General features: G+C 61.1%; 10 protein-coding genes and 2 pseudogenes. 7 read left to right on the top strand and 5 right to left on the bottom strand.

Features of this window, described 5'->3' with window-relative positions:
• Positions 1-13: 13 nt before the first annotated feature.
• The gene (locus AC1ECN_RS16000) at positions 14-406 is read right to left on the bottom strand and encodes a PRC-barrel domain-containing protein (RefSeq protein ID WP_130671863.1); all 393 of its coding nucleotides are present in this window, start codon (positions 404-406) and stop codon (positions 14-16) included.
• Positions 407-669: 263 nt separating this feature from the next.
• On the opposite strand from AC1ECN_RS16000, the pseudogene AC1ECN_RS15995 reads away from it, so the two are divergent.
• The 3 genes and pseudogenes from AC1ECN_RS15995 (at position 670) to otsA (ending at position 5,998) form a co-directional block, all read left to right on the top strand.
• Positions 670-2,039: pseudogene (locus tag AC1ECN_RS15995) on the top strand (AMP-binding protein).
• 186 nt (positions 2,040-2,225) lie between these two features.
• On the top strand, positions 2,226-3,851 hold the full coding sequence (gene pgi, locus AC1ECN_RS15990; RefSeq protein ID WP_130671861.1) for a glucose-6-phosphate isomerase: 1,626 nt from the start codon (positions 2,226-2,228) through the stop codon (positions 3,849-3,851).
• A 740-nt stretch (positions 3,852-4,591) separates the two neighbouring features.
• Positions 4,592-5,998, top strand: a complete 1,407-nt coding sequence (otsA, locus tag AC1ECN_RS15985) for an alpha,alpha-trehalose-phosphate synthase (UDP-forming) (protein ID WP_020397279.1) — start codon at positions 4,592-4,594, stop codon at positions 5,996-5,998.
• 142 nt (positions 5,999-6,140) lie between these two features.
• Here otsA and AC1ECN_RS15980 read toward each other — a convergent pair whose 3' ends face one another.
• Entirely contained in the window at positions 6,141-7,040 is a 900-nt protein-coding gene (locus AC1ECN_RS15980; protein WP_477953510.1) for an acyl-CoA desaturase, read from the bottom strand.
• A gap of 155 nt (positions 7,041-7,195) precedes the next feature.
• Between AC1ECN_RS15980 and AC1ECN_RS15975 the strand changes: the two genes are divergently transcribed.
• Entirely contained in the window at positions 7,196-7,576 is a 381-nt protein-coding gene (locus AC1ECN_RS15975; RefSeq protein ID WP_130671860.1) for a metalloregulator ArsR/SmtB family transcription factor, read from the top strand.
• 172 nt (positions 7,577-7,748) lie between these two features.
• Here AC1ECN_RS15975 and AC1ECN_RS15970 read toward each other — a convergent pair whose 3' ends face one another.
• The 3 genes from AC1ECN_RS15970 to AC1ECN_RS15960 all read right to left on the bottom strand — a co-directional run bounded on the left by AC1ECN_RS15970 (position 7,749) and on the right by AC1ECN_RS15960 (position 10,155).
• Complete coding sequence (locus AC1ECN_RS15970; RefSeq protein ID WP_477953508.1) at positions 7,749-8,675, bottom strand: carbohydrate kinase family protein; 927 nt, start codon at positions 8,673-8,675, stop codon at positions 7,749-7,751.
• A gap of 62 nt (positions 8,676-8,737) precedes the next feature.
• Positions 8,738-9,427, bottom strand: coding sequence for an orotate phosphoribosyltransferase (locus AC1ECN_RS15965; protein ID WP_130671859.1), 690 nt, complete (start codon positions 9,425-9,427; stop codon positions 8,738-8,740).
• A 71-nt stretch (positions 9,428-9,498) separates the two neighbouring features.
• The gene (locus AC1ECN_RS15960) at positions 9,499-10,155 is read right to left on the bottom strand and encodes a TetR/AcrR family transcriptional regulator (RefSeq protein ID WP_130654468.1); all 657 of its coding nucleotides are present in this window, start codon (positions 10,153-10,155) and stop codon (positions 9,499-9,501) included.
• 101 nt (positions 10,156-10,256) lie between these two features.
• Between AC1ECN_RS15960 and AC1ECN_RS15955 the strand changes: the two genes are divergently transcribed.
• The 3 genes and pseudogenes from AC1ECN_RS15955 to AC1ECN_RS15945 form a co-directional block, all read left to right on the top strand.
• Positions 10,257-11,081, top strand: a complete 825-nt coding sequence (locus AC1ECN_RS15955; RefSeq protein WP_018068784.1) for an NmrA family NAD(P)-binding protein — start codon at positions 10,257-10,259, stop codon at positions 11,079-11,081.
• 2 nt (positions 11,082-11,083) lie between these two features.
• The gene (locus tag AC1ECN_RS15950; protein WP_032989966.1) at positions 11,084-11,566 is read left to right on the top strand and encodes an anthrone oxygenase family protein; all 483 of its coding nucleotides are present in this window, start codon (positions 11,084-11,086) and stop codon (positions 11,564-11,566) included.
• A 447-nt stretch (positions 11,567-12,013) separates the two neighbouring features.
• Positions 12,014-12,162 (top strand): annotated as a pseudogene (locus tag AC1ECN_RS15945) (IS110 family transposase); the annotation flags it as partial.

Here is a 12,162-nt window from a genome sequence, read left to right as displayed (position 1 = left end):
CAATCGGACGACGTTACATCCAGTAGGGCGGCACGCCGTAGTAATCATAGACCCGGCGGCCATTGTCGTTGTACCAGGTGTCGTCATCGTCCGAATAGCTCGGGGCGCCTTCGATCTGCTCCTTGGTCAGGTCGATGCGATAGCCATCCAGCTGGGTGTCGTAGTTCAGCTTTTCCCAGGGAAGCGGATAGTGATCATGACCGATGCCCAGGAAGCCGCCGAAGCTCAGCACCGCATAGGCAACACGGCCGTCGAGCTTTCCGATGATCAGGCGTTCGATCGAGCCGATATGCCTGCCATCTGCCCCATAGACACGGGTGCCCTCGACGCGGTCGCTGGCGATCAGCGAGTGCGTGACCTTGACATTCGGGTCACGGCGGGTGGCGTCAGTATCCTGGTTCAACATTGTGCACCTCCTTTTGGTGTTTCCTCATGGTGAGTATGCAAGATCAACGTCACGGCGGACTCAAAGTTCCCCATCCTCTCCATGATCGTGTGCTGGCAGAATGTTGACGTTTACGTCAAGGTTAGTATAGCTTCATTCGGCTTGAACCGTTCAGGCAATGGCATAAGCTGCCGGACTGGAAGATGGAGGACTCTTCCAGTCAATTGCGGGCCAGTCGATTACCGGCTCGGCTGGCGCGGCGGCCGCAAGGGAGAGAGGATACGATGAACAGCATTTCCGTCCATCCGAACGGAGCCAAGCCGAATAAGCCCTGGCTTGCCGCCTATCCCGATGTCGTTCCGGCCGAACTCCCGCCGCTGGAATATGCCTCGCTTGCGGAACTGCTGGAAAAATCCTGCGCCCGTTACRCCGACCGGACCGTGTTTTCCAGCATGGGCAAGGTGATGAGCTACCGCGAACTGGAGAGCCAGACGCGCAAACTCGCCGCCTGGCTGCAAAGCACCGGCCTTCAGAAGGGCGACCGCGTCGCCGTGATGATGCCGAACGTGCTGCAGAACCCGATCGCCACCTACGCCATCCTGCGCGCCGGCTTCGTCGTCGTGAACGTCAACCCGCTCTACACGCCGCGCGAACTCGAACACCAGTTGCGGGATTCCGGCGCCAAGGCGATCTTCGTGCTGGAGAATTTCGCACGCACGGTCGAGCAGGTCCTCAACAAGACGGATCTCCGCCATGTCGTCGTCACCTCGCTCGGAGAAATGCTGGGGCCGAAGGGGCTGATCGTCAATTTCGTCGTACGCAAGGTGAAGAAGCTCGTTCCCTCCTGGTCGATCCCTCAGCACAAGAGCTTCGGCCAGGTGCTGCGCGCAGGGGCGGGAAAACAGCTTGACTCAACACGCTGTTCAATGCGCTGATGAACAATGCCGATTTCGCCAAGCTCGATTTTTCCTCGCTGATCATGTCGCTCGGCGGCGGCATGGCCGTCCAGCGCCCGGTCGCCGAACGCTGGTTGAAGATGACGGGCACGGCAGTGACGGAAGGTTACGGCCTTTCCGAGACATCCCCTGTTGCCACCGCCAACCGCTTCGATTCGGCGGAGTTCACCGGCTCGATCGGCCTGCCGCTGCCCTCCACCGAACTCGATATCCGTGACGAGGAAGGCAATTCGCTGCCGCTCGGGCAAGTCGGCGAGATCTGCATCCGCGGGCCGCAGGTGATGGCGGGCTACTGGCAGAAGCCGGAAGAGACGGYGCGGGTGATGACCGATGACGGCTACTTCCGCTCGGGCGACATGGGTTTCATGGACGAGCGCGGCTATACCAAGATCGTCGACCGCAAGAAGGACATGATCCTGGTCTCGGGCTTCAACGTCTATCCGAACGAGATCGAGGAAGTCGCCGCCATGCATGCCGGTATCCTCGAGGCCGCAGCGATCGGCGTGCCGGACGGACATTCGGGCGAGGCCGTAAAACTCTTCGTCGTCAGGAAGGATCCGAACCTGACGGAAGCCGAGGTGAAAGCCCATTGCATCGCCAACCTCACCAACTACAAACGCCCGCGCTTCATCGAGTTCCGCACCGAGCTGCCGAAGTCGCCTGTTGGTAAGATCCTGCGCAAGGACCTGCGCGGCTGAATTTGACGAATTCAATGTGTTACAGCGTCCTTTGCACGTCTTTCGGACGCGCGGCGCTGTAATGAAATTGACAGCCATCCGCTCGCCGCGGGTGGCTTTTTTCTATTTCGAGCCATGGCTGAACTTGATTTGCGGGTGATAAAGCGAATAGTTTCCGCAACCTTTCCGCCTCCAAAGGAGCCTCCCATGAACGCCATCGTCGAACAGCTGAAAAGCACCGCTGATGCCACCAAGGCAACCGATATCCGTGCCGCCTTCGCAGCCGATTCGCAGCGCTTTTCGCGCTTTTCCGTCGCGCTTGACGACCTGCTGATGGATTTTTCCAAGACGGCGGTGAATGACGACATCCTCAAGCTCTTGGTGAAGCTCGCCGAAGAGGGCGGCGTCGAGAATAAGCGCGAGGAAATGTTCTCCGGCAAGGCGATCAACTTCACCGAGGATCGCGCCGTTCTGCACACCGCATTGCGCAACCGCTCCAACACGCCGGTCCTGGTCGACGGCAAGGACGTCATGCCCGACGTCAATTCCGTGCTTGCGGCCATGGGCAAGTTTGCCGACGACGTCCGCTCCGGCACGCTGAAGGGCGCGACCGGCAAGGCGATCACCGATGTCATCAATATCGGCATCGGCGGCTCGGATCTCGGCCCGGTCATGGCAACACTGGCGCTTGCCCCCTTCCATGACGGTCCGCGCGCCCATTTCGTTTCCAATATCGACGGCGCCCATATCGCCGACATCCTGAAGCTGGTGCAGCCGGAAACGACGCTGTTCATCGTCGCCTCGAAGACCTTCACCACCGTCGAGACGATGACCAATGCGCAGACGGCGCGCAATTTCATCGCCAAGGCGCTCGGCGAAGCGGCCGTGCAGCACCATTTCGCCGCCGTCTCGACGGCGCTCGACAAGGTTGCCGCCTTCGGCATCGACAGCGCCCGCGTCTTCGGCTTCTGGGACTGGGTCGGCGGCCGCTATTCGATCTGGTCGGCGATCGGCCTGCCGCTGATGATCGCCGTCGGGCCGGAGAATTTCGGCAAGTTCCTCGACGGCGCCCATGCCGTCGACAATCATTTCCGTAAGGCACCGATTACCGAAAACCTGCCGATGCTGCTCGGCCTGATTGGCTTCTATCACCGCAACGTGCTCGGCTACCCCACACGCGCCATCCTGCCCTACGACCAGCGCCTGTCGCGCTTCCCGGCCTATCTGCAGCAGCTCGATATGGAATCGAACGGCAAGGGCGTCACCATCGATGGCACGCCGGTCGAGGGCAATTCCGGCCCTGTCGTCTGGGGCGAACCCGGCACCAACGGCCAGCACGCCTTCTACCAGCTCATCCATCAGGGCACGAGCATCATCCCGGCCGAATTCATGATCGCCGCCAACGCCTTCGAGCCCGAGCTGCGCCACCAGCACCAGCTGCTGATCTCCAACGTTCTCGCCCAATCGGAAGCGCTGATGAAGGGACGCACCTTCGCAGAAGCCAAGAAGCAGCTGACCGACAAGGGCTTGGACGACAAGAAGGCCGATTTCATCGCGCCGCACCGCGTCTTTACCGGCAACCGGCCGTCGATCACCTTCGTCTACGACAAGCTGACCCCCTATGCGCTCGGCCGCCTGATCGCGCTTTACGAACACCGCGTCTTCGTCGAAGGCGTGCTCTTCCGCATCAACTCCTTCGACCAGTGGGGCGTCGAGCTCGGCAAGGAACTGGCGACGGGCCTGCTGCCGGTCGTCGAAGGCAGGGAAAGTGCGGCATCGCACGACTCTTCGACCCAGGGCCTGGTTGCGGCGCTGGCGAAGCTGGCGAAATAAGTATTGAGAGTGCGAGAGGCCGGTGGGAACGGCAAGGTTGCCGCGAAATCCCTTCTCCCCTCGGGGAGAAGGTGCCGGCAGGCGGATGAGGGGGCCGTACGGCACAACCTTTGAGCAAAAACTATTCCGCAATGCCGTGCCTCAACGCCCCGTCCACGGTCGAGACGATTCCAGCGCAGCCAAACCCGGAGGCCTTCTTGAGACCGGCTTCGCCGGCCCCCTCATCCGCCCTACGGGCACCTTCTCCCCGCTGGGGAGAAGACGGAATCGAGAGGCTGCGATATATGTCCCTTCGCCCTTTTATTAGGGCCCGAAGGACGGGGCGGGACCCGTGGTTCGACCCCAGTTGCTGCCGGGGCGGACGCTGGCTCTCGTCTCAAAGGCCGATCCTACGCGCCGGGGCGGATTGCCGCCAACATCGTCATCGCGGCTGCAAATGATGAACTGATATCGGCGGGCTCGGTGCATCCGCACGATGGGCTTCGTCGTGCGAAATCGGATTGAACGTTCTTCTAATGGAAAATTGTAGAATGAATTCTTTCAATTCGTTGGAATTGCCCTAGATTCAAGCAAAATCTGTGCGGAAAATGCTCCGTTCGTTGTTCCCTTGGGCCGCTCGCGTCCCGGTCGACTCTGTCGATGTCGGCGCCTTCACTGCATGGTCCCTGCCAAGTTCAGGAGATGTCTCAAGACGCTCGTCACGCAGCGTTTTCATGTCCCATCTTCATTAAAGGAAGCTCATGAGCCGTCTTATCGTCGTTTCAAATCGTGTTCCCATGCCCGCCAAAGATGGGAGCGCCGCTGCCGGCGGCCTGGCCGTCGCGCTGCAGGCAGCCTTGCAGGAGCGTGGCGGCATTTGGATGGGATGGTCGGGAGAATCGAGCGGGGACAGGGAACCTGGCCCGCTGTCGCAACTGCAGAAGGGCAACATCACCTATGCGCTGACCGATCTCACCGACACAGACGTCGAGGAGTATTATCGCGGCTTCGCAAACCGTGTTCTCTGGCCCATCTGCCATTACCGCCTGGACCTCGCCGAATATGGCCGGAAGGAAATGGCCGGCTATTTCCGCGTCAACCGCTTCTTCGCACACAGGTTGGCGCCGATGATCGAGCCGGACGACATCATCTGGGTTCATGATTACCACCTCATTCCGCTGGCCGCCGAACTCCGACAAATGGGGCTGAAAAACCGGATCGGCTTCTTCCTGCATATTCCCTGGCCGCCGGCCGACATTCTCGTCACGATGCCCGTCCATGAAGAAATCATGCGCGGGCTCTCGCATTACGATCTCGTCGGCTTCCAGACCGACTACGACCTCCAGAACTTTGCCGGGTATCTCAGAAGGGAGGGAATTGGCGACGACCTCGGAAATGGATTGTTCGATTCACATGGGCGGATATTCAAGGCTGGCGCCTATCCGATCGGGATCGAAACTGCTGCCTTCGCCGAGTTCGCCGAGAGGGCCGCAAACAATATCATGGTACAGAAAACCCGGCGCAGCGTTGAGGGCCGGGACATGATCATCGGGGTCGACCGCCTCGATTATTCGAAGGGCATCATTCAGCGGCTGGAAGCGTTCGAACGCTTCATCACCAACAATCCGGCCTACCAGAACAAGGTCACTTATCTGCAGATCACGCCGAAGTCGCGATCGGAAGTTCCCGAATACGAGCATATGCAGAACATGGTCGCCGAACAGGCAGGCCGCGTGAACGGCGCCATCGGAACGGTCGACTGGGTGCCGATCCGCTATGTCAACCGATCGATCAGTCGCAACGTGCTCGCCGGCCTCTACCGGCTGGCGACGATTGGACTGGTCACGCCGTTGCGCGACGGCATGAACCTCGTCGCCAAGGAATATGTCGCTGCCCAGGATCCCGATCGCCCGGGCGTATTGGTGCTATCGCGCTTCGCCGGGGCGGCTCGCGAGTTGAAGGGTGCGCTGCTGGTCAATCCTTACGATGTCGAAGGCACTGCCAATGCCATCGCCAAGGGCCTTGCCATGTCGCTGGAGGAGCGCCGCGACCGCTGGAGCATGATGATGGAGCATCTGCTGTCTCACGACGTCTCACTTTGGTGCGAAAACTTCTTGCGGGATCTGGTGCTTGCTCCCGAGCTTCGACCGGAGCGTGATCCGGGATAGTCTTGATCGATCGGCATTGACCCGTCCTTCGGACCCGAGGGAAGAAGAGGGAATCGAGACGTTGCGGCAAGGAGGAGGCACTCACGAGCGAGATTCCGCGTGACCTGCTGCGTGATGTGGCGGATGACTGTCACCCACCGTTTCAGACGCAGTGGCGCGTCAACCCTCGCCTTGGCACGATCGTGTGTGGCAGCTTGATCGCCGAAGCCAGGCCGAGCCTTGCCAGCAGCCGGATGAAATACCAACCGAGATCCAGCTGCCCCGGCTCGATGCCGAGCCGCGCCGAATCCGGAAAGGCGTGATGGTTGCCGTGGAAGCTCTCGCCGAAGGTCACCAGCCCGAAACGCGGCAGGTTATAGCCCTGCACCGCGACATCATCGACACTCCAGCCCTGATGGCCGGCTCGATGCGCGAAATGACCGACCAGCCAGTGTCCGGTCAGCGACACGGATATCCGCACGGCAATACCCCAGACCACCCACGGCAGTCCGCCGAGTGTGAAGAGCGCGAGTCCCAAGGGAATCTGCTGCGCCATCCATGTCGCCTCCAGGAAGCGATAGAAGCGGTCGCGCCGCTCGCGCTCCTCGAGGACGAAACGCGGCGGATGGTCCAGCGCCACAATGCAATGCATCTGCCAGAAGGCATCGATGAAGAAAGACCGCCGATGGGCATAGAGGTCATGGCAGTCTCGCTGCCGTTGCGCCCAGTCGCGAATGTCGTGCGCGTGGATCATGCCGAAGGGGCCGGCCATGCCGACCAGCATACCGAGATAGACAAGAAAATGCTCGATCCAAATATGAGTGCTGAATGAGCGATGGATCAGCAGCCGGTGCATGCCGACCGAATGACCAAGGCAGATCGTGATGGCGGTCAAGAGGATAAAGACGGCAAAGGCGCTCCAGGTGAAGGTCAGTGGGCCACCAATGATGGCAATCAAGGTCATGGCGGTGATCCAGATCGACTTTGCGGGCATCCAGACCACTCTGCCCTTCACCGGATCGCTCCTGTTGTCGATCATTCGCCCAGTGGAAATACTGCTCATGACAAACTCCTCCCCATCGGGCGCATTCTCTACTTGAACATCGCCTAGCAATTCATTATTTAAGCAATTATCTAATTACTTTGCACGAACGGAAACAATTAAGCAATACATTAATTGCTTAATTTTTGATGATACCACAGGCACGGAGAACGGACTTGGACGAAGAGACTTTCGATAACGCTGTAGAAAGCAGCTCCGTCAGCGCCGCCCAGCGGGTATTCCACGCGCTTTCCAGTGCGCCGCGCCGGAAGATCCTCGCCTATCTCTCGGCATCGGGTCTGACCGCTGGCGAGATCGCTGACCGCTTCAGCATGTCCAAGCCCGCCGTTTCGCAGCATCTTTCCATCCTCGAAGCTGCGGGTCTGATCAGACGAGAGAAACAGGGCCAGTTCGTCCACTATTCCCTGATCGAGAACAATCTCGTCAACACGCTCAACGGCTTCGTGCAAGAGGTCTGTCCCGTCGGTCGGCCGATCAAGAAGGAAAGCCAGGCGCGCACCCGGGGCGGATTGGTGCCGGCGAAGCCCGCGAAATAAGCGTTCGAGATTTGCCCCTCACCCTAACCCTCTCCCCGTGAAGAACGGGGAGAGGGGACGTGCCATACGGGACGTCAAGGGGAACGGAGAGGGCGCGGCACATCCCCTTCGCCCCGTGTTTACGGGGAGAAGGTGCCGGCAGGCGGATGAGGGGCGGAGGCTTGCTCGAGCCTTAAAGCCCAATCTCGCGCGCCCAGGGTGGATTGGCGCCGGCGCGGGAGACGGTGACGGCGGCGGCTTTGGCGCCGAGGGTCAGGGCGTTGCGCAGCGCCTGCTCATCCAGCGAGGCGACTTGGCGCTTGGTCAGCAGATTGTCCATCTTCAGCGACGCCAGGATGCCGGCATCGAAGGTATCGCCGGCGCCGACCGTGTCGACGACGGTGACCCGTTCACTCGGCACCGTGACCTTGCGATCCTTGGTATAACCGGAAGCGCCTTCCGCGCCCTTGGTGATGACGACGAGCTTGGCGCCGTGGTTCAGCCAATGGGCGGCGAGCGCATCATGGTCGCCCTGCAGGCCGAACCAATCGAGGTCCTCGTCGGAGAACTTGACGATGTCGGATTTGCCGGCCATGCGCTTGATGCGGGCCATATGCGACGGCTTGTCCTTGATGAAACCGGGACGGATATTCGGATCGAGCGAGATGACGCGGCTTGCGGCTTCGCGGTCGAGCAGGGMTTCGTAGGTTTCGCCGCAGGGGCTGGGGATCAGGCTGATCGCGCCGAAATGCAAGGCCTCGCAATCATCGCCGAGATCCGGCAGGTCGGCCGTGGTGATCATCCGGCCGGCCGTGCCCTCGTCGTAGAAGGCATAGGTCGCTTGGCCGTTCACCAGCTTGACGAAGGCGATGGTCGAGGGACGCGGCGTAATGGCGCACGGGCTGTAATCGACATTGCTCGCCTTCAGCGTCTCGAGCAGGATTTCGCCCATCATGTCATCGGCAATGCCGGTGAAGAAGGCGGTGGGGATGCCGAGGCGGCCGAGCGCGATCGCGGTGTTGAAGATCGCGCCGCCGGCATAGGGCGCAAAGCCCTTTTCACCGAGAGTGGTGTCCCTCGGCAGCATGTCGATCAGGGCTTCGCCGCAGCACAAAATCATCGTATTCCTCCCAACAGCATCTATACGTTCATCAACCGATTAGGCGAGCTTTTGTCAACTGGCTAGAGCGAAAGCTCACTTACGCCACCATTCTTTCCCGACCAAGCCAGCGGCGCATCGAGGAAGGCCTCGACTTCCGACAGCGTCTTGTCGTCGAAGAGCTTCTGCTCCCTGGCGATGGCCAGAACATTCCGCCAGGTGGCGATGTGATGCAGCCTGACTTTGCCATCGGTAAAGCGCTGTTCGCCAAAAATGCCGTAGAAGAACAGCGCGATGCCATGATCGACAATGCCGCCGGCGGCACGGACGGCATCGATGAACTTGAACATGCTGCCGCCGGCTGTCGTCAGGTCTTCGATGACGAGCACGCGCGACCCTCCCGGCATATTGCCTTCGATCTGGGCGTTGCGGCCATGGCCCTTCGGCTGCTTGCGGACATAGATCATCGGCAGGCCGAGACGATCGGCCAGCAGGGCGGCGAAGGGGATGCCGGCTGTCTCGCCGCCGGCGATGCAATCGAACTGCTCGAAGCCGGCATCGCGCAGCAGGGTGCTGGCGGCGAAATCCATCACCGTCGAGCGGATGCGCGGGAAGGAGAGCAGCTTGCGGCAATCGATATAGACCGGGCTCGCCATGCCGGAGGCGAGTTTGTAAGGCTGGGCGGCATTGAAATGCACCGCCTTGATTTCCCAGAGCATCTTGGCCAGCAATTCGGCCATCACGGCACGGTCGGGAAATGTGGTCTGGATCATGCGGCTCTCCTTCGGCTTGGATCCTTGCGGGAATAGCAGCAAGAGCCTGCCGTTTCCAGACGAAAGGCGGGCTATTGCTGCTGCAGGCGGCCGATATCAACGATCTGCATCTTCTTGAACAGGGCAATCGCCTGGGCGCCCTCCTCCGCATCCAGCGAAACGGCATAACGCACGGCGGCGGCAAGCAACTGCATCGTCAGCCGCGCGATCGCCAGCAGCTCCTTGCGGTCGCGATCCGGCCACAGGCGGAGGAGCACGGCGAGAAACATCTGGGCATGAAATTCCATGTCCTCGGCATCGACCTGCTGCAACAGCTTGTCGGCATGGGTCGCATGCCAGATGTCGCGCATGACGGGTTCGCTGAGGAAGAAGGCATAATATTCATCGACGATATTGGCGAGCGCACCCTGCAGGGCCGCCGCGTCGGTGACCTTCGCCAGTTCCTCTTCGACGCACCGCCTGCCCTGTTCGTTGAAGCGCTCGGCCAATGTCCGGATGATCGAGGTCTTGTCGGGGAAATATTGGTAGAGGGCGCCGAAGGAAAGGCCGGCCTTTTCGACGATCTCGCTCATCTTCAGGCCGTCGCTGCCATGGCTTTCGATCAGCTCGGCGGCGACGGTGAGGATCTTTTCGAAGCGCTCGCGGCCGCGCTGTTGGCTGGGGATGCGGCGCAGCTGGCCGGTAGACTCCTGCTGGCGCCTGCGCGCTGCGACCGGCTGTTCCGACATGCTCTCTCCTTTTCCACGTTGACAAACAAAATAAGAGAGATTATCTCATTTTGCAAATGAGAGAGTTTCTCTTGTTTTTAACGTTTGGGAGGAGTTTTGACATGCAGACTTCCGAAATCGTCCTCGTCGGTGGATCGGGAAAGACCGGCGGCCGCATCATCAAACGTCTGGAAGAGCGCGGCCTCACCGTTCGCGCGGCATCGCGCTCCAGCGCACGGCCGTTCGACTGGGAGGACAGGTCGACCTGGCGCGGCGCACTTCAAGGCGCGTCGAGCGCCTATGTCGCCTTCCAGCCGGATCTTTCTGTCGCCTGGGCGGCGGAAGCGATCGGGGCACTCGCCGAGGTCGCGGTAGAATGTGGCCTTGAGCATATCGTGCTGCTTTCCGGCCGCGGCGAAGAGGGCGCGCAGCGAAGCGAAGCGGCGCTGAAAGCGTCCGGCATAAACACCACCATCCTCCGCGCCTCCTGGTTCTGCCAGAATTTCAGCGAGGGCGCCTTCCTGGAGCAGATCCTCTCTGGCCGCCTGCAATTGCCGGCGGGCGAGGTCAGCGAACCTTTCATCGATGCCGACGACATCGCCGATGCCGCCGTCGCCGCCTTGACCCATCCCAGCCACCGCAACAAGACTTACGAACTGACCGGCCCGCGGGCGCTGACATTCCGCCAGGCGGTCGCCGAGATCGCTCAGGCCACCGGGCGGCCGATCGAATACGAGCAGGTGTCGATGGCGGACTTCACCGGCGGGCTTGCGGCCGCCGGCCTGCCGCAGGGCCTGATCGATCTTCTGGAGGAGCTTTTCGGACAGGTGCTCGATGGGCGCAACGCCAGCACCATGGGCGGTGTCGCCGAAATTCTCGGCCGTCCCGCCACCGATTTCAACCAATATGCCCGCCGGACCGCGGCAACCGGACTATGGAGCGCCTGACCATGCAGATCTTTCTCATCCTCTCCCTCGTGGCGGCGGCAATCGGCAGCGGCCTCGTCGCCGGCATCTTCTTTGCCTTCTCGACCTTCATCATGACCGCCTTCTCGCGCATCCCGGCAGAGCAAGGCATCGCGGCGATGAACTCGATCAACGTGACGATCGTCCGCTCGCCCTTCATGGGCCTCTTCGTGCCGACGGCGATCCTCTGCCTCGTCATCGCCGTGCTCGCCTTGATCGACTGGCGCGGTGGGGCATCCTTTCTGATGCTGGCGGGTGCAGCCCTCTACATCTTCGCCTCCTTCCTCTCAACCATCATCTTCAACGTGCCGATGAACGATGCGCTGGCAAAGGTCGGCGGCAACGGCCCGGAAGCGGTTCTGCTCTGGGCCACCTATCTCAGGGACTGGACGTGGTGGAACCATGTGCGGACCATCGCCTCGCTACTCGCCTCGGTGGCCTTCGTGCGGGCGTTGATGATCGTTTGAGGAGGAAGCCCGACATTTGAGAGAGCCTCATCCTGAGGCGCCCCGCAGGGGCCTCGAAGGACGAGGCGGGTGTGCTGATATCACGCAAGGAGTGGCGTTGCGGCGTGTCCTTCGAGGCTTCAGCCTTCGGCTTCCGCGCCTCAGGATGAGGGACGTTGGAGGGTGCCGCGGTGTTACTTCCGTTGTGGCTCAAGGCCAGAGATGACGGAATGTACGGTGACGTTCTAGTCAACCTCGTCGCGGGCAGCGGATGGTGCGTTCGGCGCTGCTACACGTCTCTTCTCCCCAGCGGGGAGAAGGTGCCGGCAGGCGGTTGAGGGGGTGAGCGGCAAAGCCGCGAGTGCTCTGAGCGTAAGCGAAGGGCAACATATAGGATGTGCCGTGCCGCCCCCTCATCCGACCCTGCCGGCACCTTTGTAACTTCCCTTTACCCGCTCCTGGCGCTGTGAGAACCGGTTGCGCATGGCGCTGGCAAAGCAGGCGCAGAAAAGCATCAAGCGCCTGCTGACAGCCTTGCGGCGCGAGCTCGAAAGCCTCGATGCCGATCTCGACAGCCATATCCGCAAGTCGCCGGTCTGGCGGGTGCGCGAGGCGCT

The sequence above is a fragment of the Rhizobium sp. 01N447_2 genome, assembly GCF_056399245.1.
The sequence above is the reverse complement of the archived record's forward strand: the minus strand, read 5'-3'. Positions and strand labels throughout refer to the sequence as shown.

Excerpts from the sequence above, each read along its gene's own strand:
- AC1ECN_RS16000 (WP_130671863.1), bottom strand. The coding sequence starts at position 406 with ATGTTGAACCAGGATACTGACGCCACCCGCCGTGACCCGAATGTCAAG.
- pgi (WP_130671861.1), top strand. The coding sequence starts at position 2,226 with ATGAACGCCATCGTCGAACAGCTGAAAAGCACCGCTGATGCCACCAAG.
- otsA (WP_020397279.1), top strand. The coding sequence starts at position 4,592 with ATGAGCCGTCTTATCGTCGTTTCAAATCGTGTTCCCATGCCCGCCAAA.
- AC1ECN_RS15980 (WP_477953510.1), bottom strand. The coding sequence starts at position 7,040 with ATGAGCAGTATTTCCACTGGGCGAATGATCGACAACAGGAGCGATCCG.
- AC1ECN_RS15965 (WP_130671859.1), bottom strand. The coding sequence starts at position 9,427 with ATGATCCAGACCACATTTCCCGACCGTGCCGTGATGGCCGAATTGCTG.
- AC1ECN_RS15960 (WP_130654468.1), bottom strand. The coding sequence starts at position 10,155 with ATGTCGGAACAGCCGGTCGCAGCGCGCAGGCGCCAGCAGGAGTCTACC.
- AC1ECN_RS15955 (WP_018068784.1), top strand. The coding sequence starts at position 10,257 with ATGCAGACTTCCGAAATCGTCCTCGTCGGTGGATCGGGAAAGACCGGC.
- AC1ECN_RS15950 (WP_032989966.1), top strand. The coding sequence starts at position 11,084 with ATGCAGATCTTTCTCATCCTCTCCCTCGTGGCGGCGGCAATCGGCAGC.